The sequence below is a fragment of the Streptomyces sp. NPDC090127 genome, assembly GCF_044746945.1.
Lineage (GTDB): Bacteria > Actinomycetota > Actinomycetes > Streptomycetales > Streptomycetaceae > Streptomyces.
This window is the reverse complement of record NZ_JBIVDE010000008.1, coordinates 1-21,607: the sequence shown is the minus strand read 5'-3', so window position 1 is coordinate 21,607 and position 21,607 is coordinate 1. Positions and strand designations below refer to the sequence as shown.

Here is a 21,607-nt window from a genome sequence, read left to right as displayed (position 1 = left end):
GCATGCTCGCGACGGCCGTGGCCGCCGCCGTGACGACCCCGCTCGTCCTCCTGTCGGCCGCCCCGGCCTTCGCCGACACGAAGCCGGCCGCTCCCGCGCAGACGCAGGAGCAGAAGCCGACGATCGAGCAGCTGAAGAAGAAGGTCGCCGAGGCGCAGAAGGCGTACGACGCCGCGGTGATCGCGTACGACGCCTCCCAGAAGGCCATCGACGCGCTCGACAAGGCCGACCACCTGCTCCAGATCGCCCTCGCCGACGCGAAGAAGGCGGCGGAGCAGGCCACCGCCGACAAGGCGAAGGCCGACCAGGCCGTGCTGGACGCCCAGGCCAAGCTGGACGCCGCCACCACCGACGAGGAGAAGGCCGCCGCGCAGACGGCCCTCGACGCGGAGAAGGCGAAGGCCGCCCTCGCGGCCACCGCCAAGACGGCCGCCGACCTGGGCGTCACCACGGCGAACCAGGCCGTGGAGGACAAGCGGGCCGAGCTGTTCCGGAAGACCGGTGAGGCGAAGACGGCCAAGGAAGAGGCGCTCGCCGCCCTCGACGCCGCCAAGGAGGCGCTGAAGGACGCCGAGGAGGAGCCGCCGCACCCCGACTGCGAGAACGTCTCCGACCAGCTGAAGGTGACCCTGACCGGCCCGGACAAGGTCGTCGCCGGCACCAGCGTCGAGTTCAAGCTGCAGATCACCAACGGCACCGGCCGGAAGCTCGACTCCGTCTACGGGCTGACCGACCTCTACGACCTCGGCGAGAAGGACACCCTGGCCGACCACACCGAGCTCAAGTGGGGCGCGGTGAACGCCGAGTGGGACGACCTGGACACCGAGGTCGGCGTCATCGAGCTCGGTGAGCTCGACAAGGGCCAGAAGGCCGACCTCCTGGTGCGGATGACCGTCGACGCCGAGGCCCCGAAGACCGAGGGCATCTTCGTCGCCGACTTCGGCTACGACAGCGAGGACGGCTCCTGCGGCTTCGTCGAGGAGCCGGCCACGGTCGAGTTCCAGGTCGAGCCCAAGCCGAAGGAGCAGCCCACCACCGGCGGCACCACCGGCGGGACCACGGGCGGCACCACGGGTGGCGGCAACACCGGCACCACCCAGCAGGGCGGCACCTCCACCACGGCGGTGACGACCACCGGTCAGCTCGCCAAGACCGGTTCGAGCGACGTCATGCCGCAGTTCGCCCTCGCGGGCGGCGCGGCGGTCGCCCTCGGTGCCGGCGCGATGTTCCTCGTCCGCCGCCGCAAGGCCGGCGTGGACGCCTGATCCGAGCGGTGCCAGGCACGGTGTGAAGGGCCCGCGTTCCGGGAGGAACGCGGGCCCTTCGCCGTACCGCTCATCCCGCCGTGCGCGGGATCCGCTTCTCCCAGGTGCGGTGGAAGAGGACCTCGTCGCCCTCCTTGCACACCACCTCGTTCGACGTCAGGAACGCGTCCGCGTCGCAGGTGATCTCCGAGCGGGAGTCCACCGTCACGTTCCACGCCAGCTCCGGGCGGTGGAGGCGGATGGACCAGTCCGAGCGGGTGTGGGCGGTCAGGGGGTCGTCCTCGGTGATCGTGTACGTCTCCAGGGCGTCCTCGGTGAACTCCAGACCGTCCGGGTAGACCCGCGTACCGCCGTAGCGGGGGTCCACCTCCAGGCGCCATTCGCCCTTGGCCACGTCCCGTACCACCAGCCGCTCCGGGCGGGGCTCCTCCAGGGTGGCCGGGGTGACCACGCCAAGGGGTTCGGACTGCTCCGGGGCCTGCCACTCGACCGCGTCGGCCGTCGGGCGGCGGACCGGGAGCGTCAGGTTCGATGCGGTCGGGGTGAGGGTGAAGCCCGCCGCGTCCGGTTGCGGCCAGATCCACGGCCAGTACGCGGACGAGATCGCGAGGCGGACCCGGTGGCCCGGCGGGAAGGTGTGGCCGATGCCGTTCAGCTCGAAGACGAAGTCCTCCGTCTCGCCGACCTGCGCCTCCACCGCGCGGTCGCGGCCGTAGCGGGCGGAGAAGTTCAGCGCGCCCCGGGTCACCAGGGTCGAGGAGCCGTCCGGGGCCACGTCGCACAGGCGGGCGATCACCTGGCCCGTCGGCGCCGGGGTCGTCAGGGAGAGGCTCACCTTCGGGCGGCCCAGGATCTCGATCGGCTGCCCGTCCGCCGGCACCGGGAAGTCGAAGCAGGCCGAGTGGGCGTCCTCCTCGCGCTGGTCCGGCGGCAGGTCGGCGTCGTTGCCGAAGGGGAAGAAGCGGCCCGCGTCCAGCCCCGTCTGCTGCGGCGAGTCGACCACGACCGGGTCGCCCTGGAAGGCGTACGTGACGGGGGTGACGTGCGGGGAGGGCCAGGCCGGGTCGGTGACCCAGCGGCCCGGCAGCTCCTCGTAGACCGTGGCCGGCGGGTGCGACGCGCTGATCCACGAGCGCAGCAGCGGCTCGGCCATCACGTCGTTGTCCACCCCCTTGAGGTGGTGGTCCCACCAGCGCAGCGTCTCCTGGAGGAAGCCGATCGCCGGGCCCGGCGGCAGCCCCCGGTCCGGGTACTGGTGGGACCACGGCCCGATGATCCCGCGCACCCGGTCCTGCGGCAGGTGCTCCACCAGACGCAGCACGGTGTCCCGGTACGGGTCGTGCCAGCCGCCCACCGCCAGGACGGCCGCCCCGATCGCCCCGTAGTCCTCGCAGACGCTGCCGTGCTTCCAGTACGCGTCCCGGGTCTGGTGGGCCAGCCAGGTGTGGATGAAGGGGTCCACGGCCTCCAGGCGCCGCAGCCACAGCCGCCGCCACTCCTCGCCCGCGTGCAGCGGGTCCGGCGGCCGGCAGACGAAGGCCAGCATGGTGGCCGCCCAGGCGTGCATGTCGACGGCGAGGACCGAGCCGCCCATGTAGTGGACGTCGTTGTCGTAGCGGTCGTCGGTCGAGCAGACCGTGACGATCGCCTTCAACGGCTCGGGCGCCAGCGCGGCGATCTGGAGCGAGTTGAAGCCGCCCCAGGAGATCCCGAACATGCCGACCTTCCCCGTGCACCAGGGCTGCTCGGCGAGCCAGTGCACCACCGCCACGCCGTCCGCCAGCTCGACGGCGTCGTACTCGTCGCCCGGCAGCCCCTCGCTGTTCCCGTGCCCGCGCACGTCGACGCGTACGGAGGCGTAGCCGTGCCCGGCGTACCAGGGGTGGCGCTGCCAGTCACGGGGCGCCGTCCAGTCGCTCAGGCGGTACGGGAGGTACTCCAGGAGCGCCGGGACGGGCGCGTCGGTGACCGGCCGCCAGATCCGGGCGTACAGCTTCGTGCCGTCCGGGAGCGGGATCCGGACATCCTCGTGGGTCGTCTCGTACGGGAACGCGGTACGGATCTTCATCACGGGCCTCCACGGACCTCAGTGGACGGGGTGCATGGTGCGGCGCAGCCAGGGCGCCATGGCGATCACGACGAGGCCCACGACGACGGCGATGGCCCCGTTGACGCCGAAGTAGGCGGGCTTGGAGACGTCGTCGTACAGCTTCACCGTCTGGGCCTGGATGCCGTTGGCGAGCGCGAGGGAGAGGAACCAGAGCGACATGGTCTGGCTGGAGAAGGCCTTCGGCGCGAGCTTGCTGGTCGCCGACATCCCGGAGGTCTCCAGGAGAACGTCGCCGAGGCCGAGCAGCAGGTACGAGCCGACGATCCACCAGGCCGCCATCCGGTACGTGTCGTCCGCGTGCCCGGACGTCGGCACCACCATCAGCAGGAACGACAGACCGCCGAGGATCACACCGAAGGCGATCTTGTTCGAGGCGTGCGGCTGGTTGTGGCCCATCCGGGCCCAGACGGTGGCCACGACCGGCGCGAGCGCCACCTCGAAGGCGCCGAGGGCGGAGGCGTACCAGCTGGCCGGGAAGTCGAAGCCGAGGATGGTCGTGCGGGCGTTGGTGGAGGCCAGCAGGATCATCGTCGAGTACGCCTGGAAGAGGATGAAGTTGAAGACGACCGAGGCCAGGAAGAGCACGATGTACGGCTTCAGCCGGCCGCGCTCCTCCGCCGTGACCCGGGGGCTCCTGAACATCACCCAGAAGTAGACGACCGGGGCGATCACCGAGATGAGCGTCAGCAGGTCGACGAAACGGTCCATCGTCAGCCAGCCGATCCCGGCCAGCAGGGCTCCCAGGGCGCCCACGACGACCACGCCGACGACGATCGTCCACACCGCCCGGCGCATGGCGTCGGGGGCGAGCGCGAATTCGGCGGAGTGCTTGCGCCCGGCCAGGTGACGGCGGCCCAGGACGTACTGGAGCAGGCCGAAGGTCATGCCGACGGCCGCCGCCGAGAAACCCCAGTGGTAGCCGCGGTGGTCGGCCAGCCAGCCGGTGATGAGCGGTCCGGCGAAGGCGCCGATGTTGATCGCCATGTAGTAGAGGGCGAAGCCGGCGTCGCGGCGGTCGTCGTCGGTGGCGTAGAGCTTGCCCACCATGGTCGCGACGTTCGGTTTGAGCAGGCCGGTGCCGGCGCTGATCAGGCCGAGGCCCACCCAGGTCATGGCGGCCGTCGGCACGGCCATGGAGTAGTGGCCGAGCGCGATCAGGATGCCGCCCCACAGGACGGCCCGGTACGAGCCCAGGATGCGGTCGGCGAGCCAGCCGCCGGCCACGGACACCAGATAGACGAGGGTGCCGTACGCCGCCGCCACGGAGGCCGCGGTGCCCTCGTCCATGCCGAGGCCCTCGTTCGCGACGCTGTCGGCGAAGTAGAGGACGAGGATCGCCTGCATGCCGAGGAACGAGAACCGCTCCCAGACCTCCAGACCCGAGAGGGTGAGGAGTCCCTTCGGGTGGCCGAAGAAGGCATGATCGTCTTCGGGCGGCGGCTGCTCGCCGTCGGTGTCGGTGTCGCTCGCTGTTCGGGACAAAACGGCTACTCCTGGTCGTATGAACTGATCACGAACATACCGGGGGTGGCGGGAAGGCGCCCATGGTGATCGAAACGCGACCGGATACGCTGACTTGAGTGAATCGAGCGACACATCGACAATCCGTGTGATCGTCGGCAGCAGAAGCAGGCGTCAGCAGACAGGAGACCCCCTCGTGACCGTCGTCGGGCCGTTCGGTCTTAGCGTGCGGGACCAGGCTCTTGAGGCCGATGTCCAGACCGGATTGGCGGCCGTGGAGGCAGGTCTCCTCGACGCCACCAAGAGCGAGATCCCGTTCATCACGGAGGCCGCGCAGCATCTCGTCCTGGCAGGTGGGAAGCGTTTCAGGCCCCTGCTCGTGATGCTCGCCGCCCAGTTCGGCGACCCGTACGCGCCGGGTGTCGTGCCCTCGGCCGTCGTCGTCGAGCTCACCCACCTGGCGACGCTCTACCACGACGACGTCATGGACGAGGCGGACGTGCGGCGCGGGGTCGACAGCGCGAACACCCGATGGGGCAACTCCATCGCCGTCCTCACGGGTGACTTCCTCTTCGCCCGCGCCTCGCACACGCTGGCGGACCTCGGACCCGAGGCCGTACGCATCCAGTCGGAGGCGTTCGAACGTCTGGTCACCGGTCAGATCCTGGAGACGGCCGGCCCGCAGGGCGACCGCGACCCGGTCGACCACTACCTCGACGTCCTCGCCGGCAAGACCGGCTCGCTCGTCGCCGTCTCCTGCCGCTTCGGCGCCATGATGTCCGGCGCGGACGAGAGCGTCGTCGACATCCTCACCCAGTACGGAGAGCGGCTCGGCGTCGCCTTCCAGCTCGCCGACGACGTCCTCGACATCGCCTCCGACTCGCACGAGTCCGGCAAGACCCCGGGCACCGACCTCCGCGAGGGCATCCCCACCCTCCCGGTCCTCCACCTGCGCACCGCCGCGGCGGCGCACGGGCGCCCCGAGGACCTGGAGCTCGTCGAGCTGATCGACGGCGACCTCAGCGACGACGCCCGGCACGCCGAGGTCCTGCGCCGGCTGCGCGTCCACCCGGCCCTGGAGCAGGCCCGGCGGGACACCGTGCGGTTCGCGGAGGAGGCACGGGCGATGCTGGCGCCGCTGCCGGAGGGGTACGCGAAGTCGGCCCTCATGGAGCTGTGCGACGCGGTGGTCCACCGGGCGGGCTGACCCGCGCGGCGGTCCACGCGGGCGCGCCGGCCCGTCCGGGACACCCCCGGCCGGGCCCGCGAGTCCCCCCGGCTGGGCCCGCGAGCTCCCCCGGCCGGGTCAGGGACCCTAGGGGCGTGTCATCCCATAGCAGTACGCGAGGTTGCTTCCGCAGTCTGACGATTCCTCGCCGCCGCTTTGGTCAGATGGAGTCATCGACCACGGAGGTAGGACAGACCATGGCACAGACCCGTAAGGCGAGCCGCTACGTCGTCCCGTTCGCGGTGGCCGGCGTGGCCGCGGCGACGATCGGACTCGTACCGGCGCTGGCGGCGTCGGGCGACCCCGACCTGCCGGAGATCACGGCACAGCAGCTGATCGAGAAGATCGCGGCGTCGGACACGCAGACCCTGTCCGGCACGTTCAAGGTGAGCACCGACCTGGGCCTGCCGTCGGTGGCCGGTCTGGCCGACAGCTTCGCGGGCGCGTCCGGCGGGGCGACCGGCTCCACCCCGTCGACGGACCCGGCCGACATGCTGACCAAGCTGATCTCGGGCACGCACACGCTGCGCGTCGCCGCGGACGGCCCGGAGAAGCAGAAGCTGACGCTCCTGGACGGCTCGGAGGAGTACAGCCTGATCCACAACGGCGACGACGTCTGGGCGTACGACAGCAAGGCGAACGAGGTGCTCCACGAGAAGGGCGCCTCGGCGGGACCGGCAGGCGAGAAGCCCGACCAGGAACTCCCCGGCACCCCGAAGGAGCTCGCGGACGAGGTCCTGAAGGCGGCGGGTGACACGACGTCGATCACGGTGGGCGGGACGGCCACGGTGGCCGGCCGGGACGCGTACCAGCTGGTGATCAAGCCCAAGCAGAGCGGTTCGACGGTCGAGTCGGTGAAGATCGCGGTGGACGCGAAGACCGGCACGCCGCTGAAGTTCACGCTGGCGTCGGTCCAGGGCGGCAAGCCGGTCCTCGACGCGGGCTTCACGAAGGTCGACTTCGCCAAGCCGGCGGCCTCGACGTTCGCCTTCGAGGCGCCCGAGGGCGCCAAGGTGACCGAGGGGACGGGCGAGCACGGGAAGGCACCGCAGGACGTCGAGAAGGGCCTGGAGAAGGAGTTCGGCGGGCTCGACGGCCTCTTCGGCGGCGTGCCCGGCACCGGCGACGGCCAGGGCGTGAACGTCATCGGCGAGGGCTGGACGACGATCGCGTCGTACGACACCGGCGCCGAGGCCCCGAAGACGGACGAGGCCCCGAAGGAGTTCCAGGGCTTCCTGGACTCGCTCGGGGACGAGGTCAGCGGCAGGTTCGGCTCCGGCACGGTCTTCCAGACGAAGATCGTGAACGCGCTGATGACGGACGACGGCAAGGTGTACGTCGGCGCGGTGACGAAGCAGGCCCTCGTGGACGCGGCGAACGCCGCGAAGTAGGGCCGGCGCGAAGGAAGTGGGACCCCGGGTGGGTCGGGGGCGATGGTCACCGACCCACCCGGGCGTTTTCGCTCGCCGCTACGGGAACGTCAGCTTGAAGCTGTTGATGTACCCGGTGTCCTGGGCGGCCTTGTCCTGGACGCGGAGCTTCCAGGCGCCGTTGGCGACCTCGGAGGAGGCGTTCACGGTGAAGGTCTGGACGATGTTGTCGGCGCTGCCGCCGGCCCGGTTGTGCAGGTTGTAGACCGAGCCGTCGGGGGCGAGGAGGTCGACGACGAGGTCACCGCGGTAGGTGTGGACGATGTTCACGTCCACCTTGAGCGCGGCGGGGGCGTTGCCGGTGATGCCGGTGACGTTGACCGTGGAGGTCACCGCGGCGCCGTTGTCCGGGACGGCCACGTCGGCCGCGTTCTCGAAGACCGTGCCGGTGGGCGGCGTGGTCGTACCAGCCGACAGGGTCCAGACCGCGTGGGCGACGGCGTCGCTGTTGCGGTCGAGCGCGGTGTCGTTGATGTTCGCCGTGGTGTCGCAGGAGGAGTGGTAGCAGCGGTCGAAGGCCGTGGCCGTACCGCCCCACTTCTGCACCTGGGCGCTGGACTTCACCCGGCTGGCACCGGTGAAGAGGCCACCGACGGGGATGCCGACGTTCTTGAACGAGGCGTGGTCGGAGCGACCGTCACCCTCGGTCTCGATCTCGGTGGGGACCCCGATGCCGGCGAAGTAGCCCTTGAAGGTCTGCTCGATGGTGGGGTCGTCGTCGTAGACGAAGTAGCCGGGGTTCGGCGAGCCGATCATGTCGAAGTTCAGGTACCCGGAGAACTTCGCACGCTCGGTGCTGGGCAGCTGGCTGACGTAGTACTTCGACCCGACGAGCCCGAGCTCCTCGGCGCCCCACCAGCCGAAGCGCAGGTGCTTCGTCGGCTGGAGGTTGGCCCGGGAGACGGCGAGCGCGGTCTCCAGGACGGCGGCGGAACCGGAGCCGTTGTCGTTGATCCCGGCGCCGGAGGAGACCGAGTCGAGGTGCGCCCCGGCCATCAGGACCTGGTTGGGATCGCCACCGGGCCAGTCGGCGACGAGGTTGTAGCCGGTGGCACCGCTGGAGGTGAACTGCTGGACGGTGGTGGTGAATCCGGCCGCGTCCAGCTTGGCCTTCACGAAGTCGATGGACGCCTTGTAGCCGGTACGGCCGTGGGCGCGGTTGCCGCCGTTGGCGTTGGCTATGGACTGCAGGTCGGCGAGGTGCTGTTTGACGTTGGCGAGCGATATGTCGGGCGCCGCCGTGGGCGCCGCGGGTGCGGCGGGCGCGGCGGTCGCGGACGCGCCGGTGAAGCCGGCGAGGGCCAGCGCGGCGACGGCGGAGAGCGCGGCGGCACGTCTGGGAACGGAGAACTTCATGTGGGGGCTCCGGATTCCGAACGGGGATGGGACGGAAACGTGCGAGACGCCCCGGGGCATGGGTGCCACGAGGCGCTGGAGCTGTGCGGGTGGTGCGTGGGCTGAATGTTCGGCGAGAGTTTGACTTGCCGTCAAGAGCGGAAACCGGTCAGCCCCGTCCGCTCAGCGGACGGGCGCGTCCTGTACCAATCGGCTTGTGCGGGGGTGCAGTTGGGGCCGGGGCGGGGTTGGAGGGACCGACCACCCGGTGCGGTGCTGGGCGGCGCCTGCGGCGCACCGAGCGCGGCGTCCGAATTCCGCCGGCGCGGCGGGGCGCGTGCGCGTGAGGCTGGTCCCATGACCACCTACACCGCACGCGCCGTCGACCCCGCCGTCCTCGCCGAGCTGCGCGACCGGGACGACGCCGGGCAGCCCTGCGTCCCGTTCACCGCTCTCGCCGACGCCGCCGAGGTCGGCAGCCCGCTGCGCTGCTGCCTGCGCGACGTCGTCCCGGGCGACCGGATCGCCCTCGTCTCCTACGCCCCGCTGCGCCGCTGGGCCGCCGCGACCGGGGCCCGGCCCGGGGCGTACGACGAACAGGGCCCGGTCTTCGTCCACGCCGACGCGGAGGCGTGCGGCGGGCCGGCCGCCGCACCGGAGTCGTACCCCTTCGACCGGCCCGGCGCGCTGCGCACGCTCCGCCGGTACGACGCCGAGGGACGGATCGTCGGCGGTCGGCTCCTGGAGATCCCGGCGGAGGCGACCGCCGCCTTCGACAAGGGCTTCGCGGAGGCCTTCGCCGACCCGCGCGTCGCGCTCGTCCAGGTCAGGGCGGTGGAGTACGGCTGCTTCCAGTTCGAGGTACGGCGCGCCTGAGTCCGGCGGGAAGTGGGACGTCACTCCACGCAGAACTCGTTCCCCTCCGGGTCCGCCATGACCACCCAGGTCGCCCCCCACTCCGAGACCCGGCGCAGGGCCGAGGCGCCGAGGGACTCAAGGCGGGTCACCTCCGCGTCGCGGGTGTCGGGCCCGGGGTGGAGGTCCAGGTGGACGCGGTTCTTGACGGTCTTCTCCTCCGGGACGCGTTGGAAGAGGATGCGCCGGCCGCGACCGGCGTCCGACTGCTCGTCGAACGGGTCGTCCGGGTGCCGGACGGCGGCCAGATCGCGCCAGGCCCTGCGGCCGTCGGCGAGCGTGATCGTCAGGTCGGCCGGCGCGGCGTCCGCGTCGAGGAGCCGGGAGATGAGCGCGGTGTGGTCCTCGTCCACGTAACCGAGCGCGGCGGCCCAGAAGCCGGCCTGCGCGTGCGGGTCGCCGGCGTCGACGACGACCTTCCAGTGGAGGGGCGTGGTGGGGGCGGGTGTGGATGCCATGGGGCCAGTCTTGCGGCTCCACCGGCCCGCCGCGCGGCGCCGCGCGCCGGGTGACGCGGCTGGGGCGACGCGCGCCGGGCGTCGCGCGCGGACCGGCGTGGGCCGGGCGTCGCGCGCGGGCCGACGCGGGCCGGGCGTCGCGCGCGGGCCGACGCGGGCGGGTCGACGCGCGCCGGGCGACGCGGGCGGGTCTTCGCGCGCCGGGCGACGCGCGCCGGGCGATCCGCGCCGGGCGATCCGCGCCGGGCGACGGGCGCCGGCCGACCCGCGCCGGCCGACGCGAGTGCGGCGACGCGCGCCGGCGGGTCACACCCTGGCGGCAGCCGGCTCGCGTGCGGTGGACGCCTCCGCCGCCTCCGCCGCCTCCTTGGCGTCGTACGCCTCCCGCGCCGTAGCGATCTCGTTCTGGTGTTGCTCCGTCCACGTCACCAGCGAGCGGATCGTCGTGTGCAACGTCCCGCCCAGCGGCGTGAGTTCGTAGTCCACGCGGGGCGGGATCACCGGGTGGACGGTCCGCTTCACCAGGCCGTCCCGCTCCAACTGCCGCAGGGTCACCGTCAGCATCCGCTGGCTGACCCCGTCGATCTCCCGCTTCAACTCAGAGAAGCGCAGCTTGCGGCGGTCGAGCAGGGCGATGACCAGCAGGGACCACTTGTCGGCGACCCGGTCGAGGATCTGCCGCACCTCGCAGTCCTCCCGCGTGTCCCACTGGAAGGGGTCAGGATCCCCCGACGCGCCGTCGGCGTAGGTCACTTCGCAGTGACTCGGTGACTTCAAAGTGCCTTCTTCCATGGCAGCCGATCCTGCCGCAGGATCGAGGTGGTTACAAGAGGGAACCGACCCTCCGACCGGTAACCGCCCCTGCCCCCTTCCTGCCAGGAGACAGCTGTGTCCACCTCCTTCCCCGCACGCGCCTGGGCCCTCCTCCTCGTCCTCTGCGGCACGATCTTCCTCGAAGGCATCGACGTCGCCATGCTCGCCGTCGCCGTGCCCAGCATCAGATCCGATCTAGGCCTGTCCACCGGCACGGCGGCCTGGGTGATGTCCGCGTACGTCCTCGGCTACGCCGGCTTCACCCTCCTCGGCGGACGCGCCGCCGACCTGCTCGGCCGCCGCCGGATGTTCCTCGGCTGGCTCGTCGTCTTCCTGCTCTTCTCCGGGCTCGGCGGTTTCGCCCAGGAAGGCTGGATGCTGGTCACGGCCCGCTTCGTGACGGGGGTCGCCGCCGCCTTCATGACCCCCGCCGCGCTGTCGATCATCACGACCTCGTACGCGGAGGGTCCGCAGCGCAACCAGGCGCTCCTCGTCTTCGCCGGCACCGCCGCCGGAGGCTTCTCCCTCGGCCTCGTCATCGGCGGGCTGCTCACCCAGCTCGGCTGGCGCTGGGTCTTCTTCGCCCCCGTCCTCCTCGCCGCCGCGATCCTGCTCGCCGCGGTGCGCCTGGTCCCGAAGGAGCCGCGCCCGCAGCGGGCGACCGGCGGTTTCGACCTGGCGGGCGCACTGACGGCGGCCGGCGCGATGCTGCTGCTCGCGTTCGCGATCGTGCGGCTCGAACACGGCCTCGACGGCTGGCCGCTGACCGCCCTCGTCGCCGCCGCGGGCGCGGTCCTCGCCGGGGTGTTCGTCGCCGTCGAGCGGCGGGTCGCCTCCCCGCTCGTACGCCTCGGGCTGCTGCGCAAGGCGTCGACCGTCCGGGCCGACCTCGGTGCGCTGCTCTTCGTGGGGTCCTTCTTCGGCTTCCAGTTCGTCGCCACGCTCTACCTGCAGGAGCTGCGCGGCTGGTCCTCGCTGGAGACGGCGTTCGCGCTGATGGTGATGGGCATCGACGCGATCCTGGCGCCGACGCTGACACCACGCCTGGTGGCACGGTTCGGCAACGCCCGGGTGATCCTCGGCGGGTTCGTGCTCGCGGTCGTCTCGTACGCGCTGTTCCTGCCGGTCGGCCCGGACTGGTCGTACGCCGCGATGTTCCCGACCCTGCTGCTGACCGGCCTCGCCTTCTCGCTCGCGTACGGGCCGCTGACCATCGCCGCGACCGACGGCGTCGCGGAGGAGGAGCAGGGGCTCGCGAGCGGGCTGCTGACGACGGCGACGCAGTTCGGCTCGGCGGTCGGCATCTCGCTGGTGACGGCGGTGTACGGGATCGTCGGCGGCGGCCTCGACGGCTTCCGGGCGGCGCTGGTCGTCCCGCTGGTGATGGTGGCCCTCGGGGCGGCGGTCACGGCGACGGGCGTACGACGGAAGGCGCGCGGAGGCGAGACGCCGGGGGAGTCGCTTCCGGCGGCCTCGGCGACCTCGGTGACGTCGGCGGTCTCCGTGACGTCGGCGGCCTCGGCGCCCTCGTCCGACGGGGCGGGCAAGGTCACCGTCTCTTGACGGGTCCGGGCCTGCCCGGCCCGGCGCCCGCCGGTCAGGCCTGCCGCGTGGAGGTGGTCGTCGCCTCGGACGCGGTGGGCCCGGCGGTCGTCATGACCGCCTCCGGGACCGCCTCCGGGTTGCCCGCGGCCGCCCGCTCCGCCGCCGCGAGCGCGGCCCGGCTGCGGCGGGCGGTGCGCAGGGCGTCCCACGTCAGGATCGTCAGTGCCAGCCACACCAGCGAGAAGCCCGCCCACCGCTCCGGCGGCATCGCCTCGTGGAAGTACGCGATGCCCAGCACGAACTGGAACATCGGCGCCAGGTACTGCAACAGCCCCAGCGTCGACAGCGGTACGCGGATCGCCGCCGCGCCGAAGCAGACCAGCGGCACCGCCGTCACCACGCCCGTCGCGGCGAGCAGGGCCGCGTGCCCGGCGCCCTCGGCGCCGAAGGTGGCCGTGCCCTGCGAGCCGAGCCAGAGCAGGTATCCGAGGGCGGGCAGGAACTGGACGGCCGTCTCGGCCGCCAGCGACTCCAGGCCGCCGATGTTGACCTTCTTCTTCACCAGGCCGTAGACGCCGAACGAGAAGGCCAGGATCAGCGAGATCCACGGCGGCTGCCCGTACCCGACCGACAGGACGAGCACGGCCGTCGCCGCGACACCGACCGCCACCCACTGCGCGGCCCGCAGCCGCTCCTTCAGGAGCAGGACGCCGAGCGCGATGGTGACGAGCGGGTTGATGAAGTAGCCGAGGGACGCCTCGACGACGTGGCCGGTGTTGACGGACCAGATGTAGACGCCCCAGTTGACGGTGATCACCGTCGCCGCGAGCGCGATCAGGCCCAGTTTGCGCGGACTGCGCGCGAGGTCGCGTATCCAGCCCCAGCGGCGGACCACCAGCAGCGCGACGACGACGAAGGCCAGGGACCACACCATCCGGTGGGCGAGGATCTCGATCGCGCCGGCGGGCTTGAGGAGCGGCCAGAAGAGCGGGACCAGACCCCACATTCCGTAGGCACCGATCCCGTAGAGGAGACCCGCTCGTCCCTCGTTGTCCGTCTTCACCGAACCTCCCGCCCTGCGCCGCGCCGTCCTGATGAAGGTAGCGCCGCACAGGGCAGGCTGTCATGTCCGTACCGCGATACGGTCATGACCCGTCGGTGAACGCGCGGTCAGCCGGCGAGCGCCACGGCGACCGTCTCCGCCAGCGGGGTCGTCGGGCGGCCGATGAGCCGCGACAGGTCGCCGGTCCGGCGGGCGAGCGCCCCGCGCTCGATGGCCCGGTCGACGTCCACGAGGACCGCGGCGAAGAGCGGCGGGACGCCCGCGCCGGTCAGGATCTCCTCGTGCGTCGCGGCCGGGACGTTGTCGTACGCGATCTCCTGGCCGGTCTGGCGGGCGACCTCGGCCGCGTACTCGGCGAGCGACCAGGCGACGTCGCCGCTCAGCTCGTACGCCACGTTCACGTGCTCCTCGACCGGGCCCGCCAGGACGGCGGCGGCCGCGGCGGCGTAGTCGGCGCGGGCGGCGGAGGCGACACGGCCCTCGCCCGCGTTGGAGACGACGGCGCCGTGGGCGAGGACGGGGGCGAGGTTGGCGGTGTAGTTCTCGGTGTACCAGCCGTTGCGCAGGAAGGTGTACGGCAGCCCCGAGTCGAGGATCAGCGTCTCCGTCGCGCGGTGCTCGGCGGCCAGCTCGAAGTCGGCCTCCGGGCCGCCGAGGATGCCCGTGTAGGCGAGCTGCGCGACGCCGGCGGCCTTGGCCGCGTCGATCACGGCGGCGTGCTGGGCCACGCGCTGCCCGACCTCGCTGCCGGAGATCAGCAGGACCCGGTCGCCCGCCTCGAAGGCGCCCGCGAGGGTCTCGGGCGCGCTGTAGTCGGCGATCCGCAGGGCGACGCCGCGCTCGGCGAGATCGGCGGCCTTCGCCTTGTCACGGACGACGGCGACGACGGACGCGGCGGGGACGCGGGTCAGCAGCTCGTCGACGACGAGACGGCCGAGCTGTCCGGTGGCTCCGGTGACGACGATGCTCATGGGGGTTCCTTGTCGTGGAGAGGTGAGGTGAAGCGATGCACTCACCGTACGGCTGGCGCTAACCTTTCGAAAGTACCCACTCTGAAGTAAGGTACTGGCATGGAAGTAAGGGCAACCGGAAGCGTGGTCGAGGAAGTGGAAGCGGGAGGGGGTGGCGGCGCGGTGGGCCGAGAGACGCGGAGTCCGCCGGCCGATGTCGACGGCGGCCTGTGCCCGTCCCGGCTCGTCCTCGAGCACGTCACCAGCCGCTGGGGGGTGCTCGTCCTCATCGCCCTGAGCGAGCGTTCGTACCGCTTCAGCGAACTGCGCCGCAGGGTCGGCGGCGTCAGCGAGAAGATGCTCACGCAGACGCTCCAGACCCTGGAGCGCGACGGCTTCGTCCACCGCGACGCCAAGCCCGTCATCCCGCCGCGCGTCGACTACAGTCTCACCACCCTGGGCGAGCAGGCCGCGGACCGGGTCAGAGAACTCGCCGGCTGGACAGACGCCTGCCTCCCGGCGGTCGAGGAGGCCCGCGCCCGCTACGACGAGGCACGTCGCGAGGCGGTCGCGAGATCGTCCCAATGAGACGGTAACCAGGGCCGGTCGGATCCCCACGCCGTACGATCTGCTCACCACTGGGGGCAAGTGTGAGCGTGCGTGGGGGATACATGACGTACGGGTACAAAAGAGTGCTGCGCGCCTGCGGGGGCTTACTGGCCTGCGGCCTGGTCCTGACCGGCTGTTCGGCGACGGACGAGGGCGCGGACACGGGCAAGGGCGCCGAGGGCGGAGGGAGTTCGAGTCCCTCCGCACCGAGCCCGTCGTCCGGGTCGCCGAGCTCCGCCCAGCCGGCGCCGACGCCCTCGCGGCTCGGGTTCACCGCGGACCCGAAACGGGCCCCGAAGGGCGAGGCCGATGCCAAACGCCTCGCCCTCGCGGTCGTGGCGGGCCCCGAGTCCTGGGGCTCCGACTACGTCAAGCGGACCCCGCACCTCAGCGCCGACGACTACTGGCCTGTCCTCGACAAGCAGTGCACCTGGGAGACCGGCACCCGCCCGGGGACCGTGCTCTACAGCGTGACCGCCTACAACGAGGTCCCCGCCACGGCGGAGCGGGGGGCGCTGCGGGTCTCCGCGACGGTCACCGTCCACCGCTCCGAGTCGGACGCCGACTGGGAGATGGCCGAGACCCTGGAGGAGGCGCTCCGCTGCCCCGACCAGCGGCTGCGCGACGGAGAACGGATCAGCGGCCTGATGTCGCTGGGCAGCCCCTTCGGCGTCGGCGGCAACTACACCGCGGCGGACTCGCTCCGCGAGGCGGGGAAGTACCTCAACGACGCAGTCAAGGGCGAGCAGACCTACTCCTGGTACCAGTCCCGGGTCGGCCAGATCACCGTCGCCGCCGTCGTCAAGGGCGCGCCCGGCCACATCGCCAAGGAGGTCGACAGGGCCCAGGTGCAAGCCCTGGTCACCATGGTCGGCCGCGCCGAGGACGCCCTGGAGGTCCAGCAGTCATGAACCCCACCCCTCCCCAGCCGTCCCCCGACGACCACCTCGCACCCAGCCCGGGCGACGCGCACGAGCCGGGCGACGCGCAACAGCCCGCACCCAGGGCGGGCGACGCGCACGAGCCGGGCGACGCGCAACAGCCCGCACCCAGGCCGGGCGACGCCCCCGAGCCGGACTCCGCGCCGGAGTCCGGGAGCGGTCCCGCCCCGGCGCCGGTCTCCGACGCCCGCCCCGATCCCCGCCTCGGCGGGTGGCCCCGATCCACCCCCACCCCCACCCCCACCCCCACCCCCACCCCCGCGCCCGACAGCGCGCCCCGCCCCGGCCCCCGCCCCGCCCCCCGCCCCGGTGCCCTTCAGCCCCTGCTCCCCTCCGACCCGTCCGGCATCGCCGGGTACCGGCTGCTCGGGCGGCTCGGGGCCGGAGGCATGGGGGTCGTGTACCTCGGGCGTACGGGTCACGGCGAGCTCGCCGCCGTGAAGGTCACCCACGCCGACCAGGCCGAGGAGGCCGACTTCCGGGCCCGCTTCCGGCGCGAGGTCGAGGCCGCGCGCCGGGTCGTCAGCCCCTGGGCCGTCCCCGTCACCGGCGCCGACCCGGACGCTCCCGAGCCGTGGATGGCGACCGCCTTCGTCCCCGGGCCGTCCCTCGGCGAGGCCGTCGCCGCGCACGGACCGCTGCCGGAGCGGAGCGTACGGATCCTCGGCGGCGCCGTCGCCCGGGCGCTCGCCGCCGTCCACGCGGCCGGACTGGTCCACCGGGACGTCAAGCCCGGCAACGTCCTCCTCGCCTTCGACGGCCCCCGGCTCATCGACTTCGGCATCGCCCGGTCGACCGGAGAGGCGCCGCTCACCTCCACGGACATGGTCGTCGGCACCCCCGGCTTCCTCGCCCCCGAACAGGCCGAGGCGCGCTCCGCCGAGATCGGCCCGCCCAGCGACGTCTTCGCCCTCGGCTGCCTCCTCGCCCACGCCGCGACCGGCCGCCCGCCCTTCGGCACGGGGTCGGTCGACGCCCTCCTGTACCGCACCGTCCACGACGAGCCCGACCTCGCGGACGTACCGCGGACGCTCCTGGACCTCGTGCGGGCATGCCTCGCCAAGGACCCCGCCGCGCGGCCCACCGCCGAGGAGATCGCCGCCCGCCTCACCGAGGACACGCCGGGCGCGGCCACCGACTGGCTGCCCGCCCCCGTCGTCCGCACCATCGCCGAACGCTCCGCCGCGATGCTCGCCCTCCCCGAGATCGACGCCACCGAACACGGCACACCCGCGACCGAGGCCCAACCGGCGCCCAGCCGACGGAAGTTCCTGAGCCTGGCCGCCGGCGCCGCCGTCCTCGCCGCCGGTGGCGGCATCGCCGCCAGGGCCGCCCTGCGGGACGACAAGGACGCGGACGGCACGGACGGCAAAGCCGCGCCGCCCCCGAGGAGACGGCGCTGGATCCTCGGCGTCCAGGCGGACCTGACCGGCCCCGCCCAGGACATCGGACGCGCCCAGGAACGCGGCGCCCGCCTCGCCGTCGAGCAGTTCAACGCCCGTAAGGACAAGCCCTTCACCCTCGAAGTGAAGGTCTCCGACGACGCCGGCGACAAGGACAGGGCCCTCGCCGCGGCCCGCGTCCTCACCGACGACCCCGACGTGATCGGCGTCCTCGGCCCGACCTCCGACTACACGGGCCTGGCCGCCCTCCCCGCGTACGACGAAGCGCTCGTGCCGCTGATCACGGTCTCCGCCGGGCTGAACCTGCTGACCAACGAGGCCGGCGGCCAGGGACTCTCGATCCTGCGGGCCTGCCCCCAGCACATCATCGCGGGCAGCTTCCTCGCCTACTACGTCCTGACGAAGACCGCGAGCGTCCGCCCGGGCATCCTCCAGGAACGCACCGACGACACCTACGCCTGGCAGTACATCGGCGGCGCGAACTTCGCCTTCCGCCAGGAGAACGTCCGCCCGGTCCCCCGTGTCGTGCCCGGGAGGGCGACCGACTACAAGCGGGTGCTCGGCGCCATGATGGACGAGGGCATGGACGCGTACGTCCACTGCGGCCTCACCCCGAGCGCCGCCCTCGCCGCCAAGGCGCTCGACGAACTCGGCTTCACCGGGATGCGGATCACCGGCCAGCACGTCTTCGAGCCACGGTTCCTGGCGGAGGCGGGCGACGCGGCGGAGGGCTGGATCGTCGGCGCGCCGGTGCTCGACCCCACGACCCGCAAGGAGGCGGCCGGCTTCGTCGCCGCACACCGCAGGCGGTACGGCACGGCCCCCGCCTTCTACACGGGCGAGTCCTTCGACGTGGTCCACCTCCTGCTCCAGGAGGTGGAGAAGGCCGTCAAGGGCGGCAAGCCGCTCGACCGCACCACGCTCACCCCCGCGCTGTGCGCCGCCCGGTACACCGGCGTCATGGGCGGCTACACCTTCGACGAGTCCGGCACCCTCTCCGGCGTCGGCACCTTCATGTACGGCGTCGAGAACGGCCGTTTCAAGCCCCTGGAGTTCGCCCCCGGGGCGCCGCCGAAGACCAGACGGAGCTGACGCGTGCGGCCCCTTCGCCCCGCCGACCCCTCGGCGATCGCCGGCTACCGCCTCCTCGGCCGCCTCGGCGCCGGCGGTATGGGCGTGGTCTACCTCGCCCGCTCCGCCGGCGGTGCGCTCGCCGCGCTCAAGCTGATCCGCGCCGAGCACGCCGCCGACCCCGGCTTCCGGGAGCGGTTCCGGCGCGAGGCCCTGGTCGCCGGACGGATCACCGGCCACTGGGTGGTCCGGGTCCTCGGCTCCGACCCGGAGGCGCGGGAGCCCTGGCTCGCCACCGAGTTCGTGCCGGGACCGTCGCTCGCCGAGGCCGTGGGCCTGCACGGCGCCCTGCCCGAACCGACGGTGCGCGCCCTGGGCGCCCGCCTCGCCGACGCCCTCACGGACATGCACGAGGCCGGGCTCGTCCACCGGGACGTCAAGCCCGGCAACGTCCTCCTCGCCCTCGACGGGCCGCGCCTCATCGACTTCGGCATCGCCCGGTCGGCCGGGGCCACCGCCCTCACCGCCACCGACGCGATGATCGGCACGCCCGGCTACCTCGCCCCCGAGCAGGCGCGTGCCACGGGCGCGGGCGAGGTCGGCCCGCCGAGCGACGTCTTCGCGCTGGGGTGCGTGCTCGCGTACGCGACGACCGGCCGCCGCCCCTTCGGTACGGGAACGGTGGCCGCGATCGTGTACCGCACGGTCCACGCGGACCCCGACCTCGACGGCGTACCGCGGGCGTTGCTGCCGCTGGTGACCGCCTGCCTGGCCAAGGACCCGACCGACCGGCCGACGGCGGCGGAGGTACGGGCCCGGCTGGGGCAGGCCCGGGGCCCGGCGGGGGACTGGCTGCCGCCCGGGCTGCCCGCACTGATCGCGGAACGCTCCGCCCGCGTGCTGGACCTGCCCGTGGCCGAACCGACCGTCGTCGTCCCCTCCGCCGGCGCAGGCGTAGGAGGCCCCGGCGGGGGCCGGACCTCGCCGTCACGACGGCGGTTCCTGGCCCTCGGCTCCGCTGCCGCCGTCGCCGTCGCCGGCGGTCTGACGGCCTGGCTGGTCAACCGCGAGGGCACACCCGGCGGCACGGGCGGAGGAGCGGGCGGGGACACGGGTGGCGGCGCGGGCGCCGGCGGACCGTCCGGGCCGCTCCCCGCGTACACGATCGGCGTCCAGACCGACCTGAGCGGTCCCGGTCGGGCGTCCGGCCGCGCCCAGGAACGCGGCGTCCGGCTGGCCGTCGAGACCTTCAACGCCCGCACCGACCGGCCCTTCGACCTCGCGGTGAAGGTACGGGACGACGGGGGCGACGCACGCCGGGCGGGCGTCGTGGCGCGGGAGTTGGCGGCGGACAAGGCCGTCATGGCCGTGGTGGGCCCCACCAGCCGCGAGACCGTGATCGCCGCCGCCGACACGTACGACGCGAGCAAACTGGTCCTCGCGACCGTCGCCGTCGGCATCGACCAGGGCGACCTCACCAGCCAGATCGTGTACCCCGTCTACCGTGAGCTGCGCGTCCATCACGACATGCTCCAACTGCCCTTCACCAGCGTCGCCCTCGTGCGCGGCGCCAAGCGGACGACCGTCGTGGAGGACCGGGCGGCGGGCGACTACAGCTGGCGGACGGCCAACTCGGTGCGGACCACCATGGGCGCGGTGAGCGAGAGCGTGAGCGTGCATCAGATCGCTGCCGACAGCGTCGACTTCGGCCCGCTCGTGCGCGAGGTGATCGCGGCCCGTCCCGACGCCGTGCTCTACGCGGGCGTCTCCGAGCGTCGCGCGGGCCTGTGCGCCAGGGAGCTGGACCGGCAGGGCTACGACGGTCTGTGCGGTGGCGTCGAGTACGCGCTGGGGCCGGAGTTCCTCGAGGTCGCGGGCCCGGCGGCCGAGGGCTGGTACTTCGGCACCACGTACGTCGATCCGGCCCGGCTGCCCGCGGCCACGGCGTTCACCGCCGCCTACCGCAAGCGCTGGGGGCTCACGGACGCGGCGCCGGTGGAGCGTTTCGCGACCGAGGCGTACGACGTGGTGATGCTCCTGGCCGACCGGATGAGGGGCCTGGGGTCCGGCCAGAAGCTGGACACCGGGCGCGTGGCCGTACGCGGGGCGATGCGGACGTTCTCGTACCAGGGGATCGCGAAGCAGTACGGCTTCGACGGCCAGAACGTGATGATGTTCCAGTACAACAAGGAAGTCTTCCTGTACCGGATCGAGCAGGGCGCCCCGCGCTTCCTCGGGCAGTTCGAGAAGGCGGCGGAAGACGAGAAGAAGCGCGGGAAGAACGGGTGAGGGGCCCTCGCCCCCTCACCCGTGCGCGCCGCTGCGGCGACGGCCCTACGGATGGTGCCGGCAGCGATCAGCCGACGACGGTCCAGGTGTCGTTGCCGGTGAGGAGGTGGGTGAGGTCGCCTTTGCCGTGTTGTTCGATGGCGGTGTCGAGTTGGTCGGCCATGAGGGTGTCGTAGACGGGGCGTTGGGTGGAGCGGAAGACGCCGATGGGGGTGTGGTGGAGGGTGTCGGGGTCGGCGAGGCGGGAGAGGGCGAAGGCGGTGGTGGGGGAGGGGGTGTGGGCGTCGTGGATGAGGATGTCGGTTTCGTTGTCGGGTGTGACGGTGACGACGTTCAGGTCGCCGGTCCGGGGGTCACGGACGACGCCCTTCGCGCCCTGGGCGCCGAAGCGGATGGGTTGGCCGTGGGTGAGGCGGATGACGGCTTCTTCGGCTTGTTGTTTGTCTTTGAGGACGTCGAAGGCGCCGTCGTTGAAGATGTTGCAGTTCTGGTAGATCTCGACGAGTGCGGTGCCGGGGTGGTCGGCTGCCTGGCGCAGGACGTCGGTGAGGTGTTTGCGGTCGGAGTCGACGGTGCGGGCGACGAAGGAGGCTTCGGCGCCGAGGGCGAGGGAGACGGGGTTGAAGGGGGCGTCGAGGGAGCCCATGGGGGTCGACTTGGTGATTTTGCCGACTTCTGAGGTGGGGCTGTACTGGCCTTTGGTGAGGCCGTAGATCCGGTT

At 72.6% G+C, this 21,607-nt stretch carries 17 protein-coding genes; 9 read left to right on the top strand and 8 right to left on the bottom strand.

Going from position 1 to position 21,607, the window contains the following annotated elements:
- The first annotated feature begins 2 nt into the window (after nucleotides 1-2).
- Nucleotides 3-1,265 carry an LPXTG cell wall anchor domain-containing protein gene (locus ACIPPS_RS26780; RefSeq protein WP_401436902.1) on the top strand — a complete coding sequence of 421 codons (1,263 nt, stop codon included), beginning with the start codon at nucleotides 3-5 and terminating at the stop codon, nucleotides 1,263-1,265.
- Nucleotides 1,266-1,335: 70 nt separating this feature from the next.
- On the opposite strand, the gene ACIPPS_RS26775 is transcribed toward ACIPPS_RS26780, so the two are convergent.
- Complete coding sequence (locus tag ACIPPS_RS26775) at nucleotides 1,336-3,333, bottom strand: CocE/NonD family hydrolase (RefSeq protein WP_401436900.1); 1,998 nt, start codon at nucleotides 3,331-3,333, stop codon at nucleotides 1,336-1,338.
- Between the two features lie 18 nt (nucleotides 3,334-3,351).
- Nucleotides 3,352-4,857: a peptide MFS transporter gene (locus tag ACIPPS_RS26770; protein ID WP_401436897.1), complete on the bottom strand. Its 1,506-nt coding sequence runs from the start codon at nucleotides 4,855-4,857 to the stop codon at nucleotides 3,352-3,354.
- A gap of 175 nt (nucleotides 4,858-5,032) precedes the next feature.
- Between ACIPPS_RS26770 and ACIPPS_RS26765 the strand changes: the two genes are divergently transcribed.
- Nucleotides 5,033-6,043: a polyprenyl synthetase family protein gene (locus ACIPPS_RS26765; protein ID WP_401436895.1), complete on the top strand. Its 1,011-nt coding sequence runs from the start codon at nucleotides 5,033-5,035 to the stop codon at nucleotides 6,041-6,043.
- A 218-nt stretch (nucleotides 6,044-6,261) separates the two neighbouring features.
- Nucleotides 6,262-7,455, top strand: a complete 1,194-nt coding sequence (locus ACIPPS_RS26760; protein ID WP_401436892.1) for an outer membrane lipoprotein carrier protein LolA — start codon at nucleotides 6,262-6,264, stop codon at nucleotides 7,453-7,455.
- A gap of 78 nt (nucleotides 7,456-7,533) precedes the next feature.
- Here the strand turns inward: ACIPPS_RS26760 and ACIPPS_RS26755 are convergent, their stop codons facing one another.
- Nucleotides 7,534-8,850 (bottom strand): M28 family metallopeptidase, encoded by a 1,317-nt coding sequence (locus ACIPPS_RS26755; RefSeq protein WP_401436890.1) that lies wholly within the window; start codon nucleotides 8,848-8,850, stop codon nucleotides 7,534-7,536.
- Nucleotides 8,851-9,186: 336 nt separating this feature from the next.
- Between ACIPPS_RS26755 and ACIPPS_RS26750 the strand changes: the two genes are divergently transcribed.
- Nucleotides 9,187-9,705, top strand: coding sequence for a DUF1203 domain-containing protein (locus ACIPPS_RS26750; protein ID WP_401436888.1), 519 nt, complete (start codon nucleotides 9,187-9,189; stop codon nucleotides 9,703-9,705).
- A gap of 20 nt (nucleotides 9,706-9,725) precedes the next feature.
- Here ACIPPS_RS26750 and ACIPPS_RS26745 read toward each other — a convergent pair whose 3' ends face one another.
- Together ACIPPS_RS26745 and ACIPPS_RS26740 are read right to left on the bottom strand one after the other, a co-directional pair.
- Nucleotides 9,726-10,202 carry a VOC family protein gene (locus ACIPPS_RS26745; protein WP_401436886.1) on the bottom strand — a complete coding sequence of 159 codons (477 nt, stop codon included), beginning with the start codon at nucleotides 10,200-10,202 and terminating at the stop codon, nucleotides 9,726-9,728.
- A gap of 306 nt (nucleotides 10,203-10,508) precedes the next feature.
- Entirely contained in the window at nucleotides 10,509-10,994 is a 486-nt protein-coding gene (locus ACIPPS_RS26740; protein WP_401436884.1) for a winged helix-turn-helix transcriptional regulator, read from the bottom strand.
- A gap of 96 nt (nucleotides 10,995-11,090) precedes the next feature.
- Between ACIPPS_RS26740 and ACIPPS_RS26735 the strand changes: the two genes are divergently transcribed.
- Nucleotides 11,091-12,578 (top strand): MFS transporter, encoded by a 1,488-nt coding sequence (locus ACIPPS_RS26735; RefSeq protein ID WP_401436881.1) that lies wholly within the window; start codon nucleotides 11,091-11,093, stop codon nucleotides 12,576-12,578.
- 34 nt (nucleotides 12,579-12,612) lie between these two features.
- Here ACIPPS_RS26735 and rarD read toward each other — a convergent pair whose 3' ends face one another.
- Entirely contained in the window at nucleotides 12,613-13,623 is a 1,011-nt protein-coding gene (gene rarD, locus ACIPPS_RS26730) for an EamA family transporter RarD (protein WP_401436878.1), read from the bottom strand.
- 107 nt (nucleotides 13,624-13,730) lie between these two features.
- Nucleotides 13,731-14,594, bottom strand: coding sequence for an NAD(P)H-binding protein (locus tag ACIPPS_RS26725; RefSeq protein ID WP_401436876.1), 864 nt, complete (start codon nucleotides 14,592-14,594; stop codon nucleotides 13,731-13,733).
- 99 nt (nucleotides 14,595-14,693) lie between these two features.
- On the opposite strand from ACIPPS_RS26725, the gene ACIPPS_RS26720 reads away from it, so the two are divergent.
- The 4 genes from ACIPPS_RS26720 to ACIPPS_RS26705 all read left to right on the top strand — a co-directional run bounded on the left by ACIPPS_RS26720 (nucleotide 14,694) and on the right by ACIPPS_RS26705 (nucleotide 20,886).
- The gene (locus ACIPPS_RS26720) at nucleotides 14,694-15,161 is read left to right on the top strand and encodes a winged helix-turn-helix transcriptional regulator (RefSeq protein WP_401436874.1); all 468 of its coding nucleotides are present in this window, start codon (nucleotides 14,694-14,696) and stop codon (nucleotides 15,159-15,161) included.
- Nucleotides 15,162-15,244: 83 nt separating this feature from the next.
- Entirely contained in the window at nucleotides 15,245-16,093 is an 849-nt protein-coding gene (locus ACIPPS_RS26715; RefSeq protein WP_401436872.1) for a hypothetical protein, read from the top strand.
- Nucleotides 16,090-18,618: an ABC transporter substrate-binding protein gene (locus ACIPPS_RS26710; RefSeq protein WP_401436870.1), complete on the top strand. Its 2,529-nt coding sequence runs from the start codon at nucleotides 16,090-16,092 to the stop codon at nucleotides 18,616-18,618. Before ACIPPS_RS26715 ends, ACIPPS_RS26710 begins: the two co-directional genes overlap by 4 nt.
- Nucleotides 18,619-18,621: 3 nt before the next feature.
- Complete coding sequence (locus ACIPPS_RS26705) at nucleotides 18,622-20,886, top strand: bifunctional serine/threonine-protein kinase/ABC transporter substrate-binding protein (protein WP_401436867.1); 2,265 nt, start codon at nucleotides 18,622-18,624, stop codon at nucleotides 20,884-20,886.
- 67 nt (nucleotides 20,887-20,953) lie between these two features.
- Here the strand turns inward: ACIPPS_RS26705 and ACIPPS_RS26700 are convergent.
- Nucleotides 20,954-21,607: thiamine pyrophosphate-dependent enzyme (locus ACIPPS_RS26700; protein ID WP_401436864.1), on the bottom strand; the 654-nt coding region annotated here is incomplete at its 5' end.

Excerpts from the sequence above, each read along its gene's own strand:
- ACIPPS_RS26780 (WP_401436902.1), top strand. The coding sequence starts at position 3 with ATGCTCGCGACGGCCGTGGCCGCCGCCGTGACGACCCCGCTCGTCCTC.
- ACIPPS_RS26775 (WP_401436900.1), bottom strand. The coding sequence starts at position 3,333 with ATGAAGATCCGTACCGCGTTCCCGTACGAGACGACCCACGAGGATGTC.
- ACIPPS_RS26760 (WP_401436892.1), top strand. The coding sequence starts at position 6,262 with ATGGCACAGACCCGTAAGGCGAGCCGCTACGTCGTCCCGTTCGCGGTG.
- ACIPPS_RS26755 (WP_401436890.1), bottom strand. The coding sequence starts at position 8,850 with ATGAAGTTCTCCGTTCCCAGACGTGCCGCCGCGCTCTCCGCCGTCGCC.
- ACIPPS_RS26750 (WP_401436888.1), top strand. The coding sequence starts at position 9,187 with ATGACCACCTACACCGCACGCGCCGTCGACCCCGCCGTCCTCGCCGAG.
- ACIPPS_RS26745 (WP_401436886.1), bottom strand. The coding sequence starts at position 10,202 with ATGGCATCCACACCCGCCCCCACCACGCCCCTCCACTGGAAGGTCGTC.
- ACIPPS_RS26740 (WP_401436884.1), bottom strand. The coding sequence starts at position 10,994 with ATGGAAGAAGGCACTTTGAAGTCACCGAGTCACTGCGAAGTGACCTAC.
- ACIPPS_RS26725 (WP_401436876.1), bottom strand. The coding sequence starts at position 14,594 with ATGAGCATCGTCGTCACCGGAGCCACCGGACAGCTCGGCCGTCTCGTC.
- ACIPPS_RS26720 (WP_401436874.1), top strand. The coding sequence starts at position 14,694 with ATGGAAGTAAGGGCAACCGGAAGCGTGGTCGAGGAAGTGGAAGCGGGA.
- ACIPPS_RS26715 (WP_401436872.1), top strand. The coding sequence starts at position 15,245 with ATGACGTACGGGTACAAAAGAGTGCTGCGCGCCTGCGGGGGCTTACTG.
- ACIPPS_RS26710 (WP_401436870.1), top strand. The coding sequence starts at position 16,090 with ATGAACCCCACCCCTCCCCAGCCGTCCCCCGACGACCACCTCGCACCC.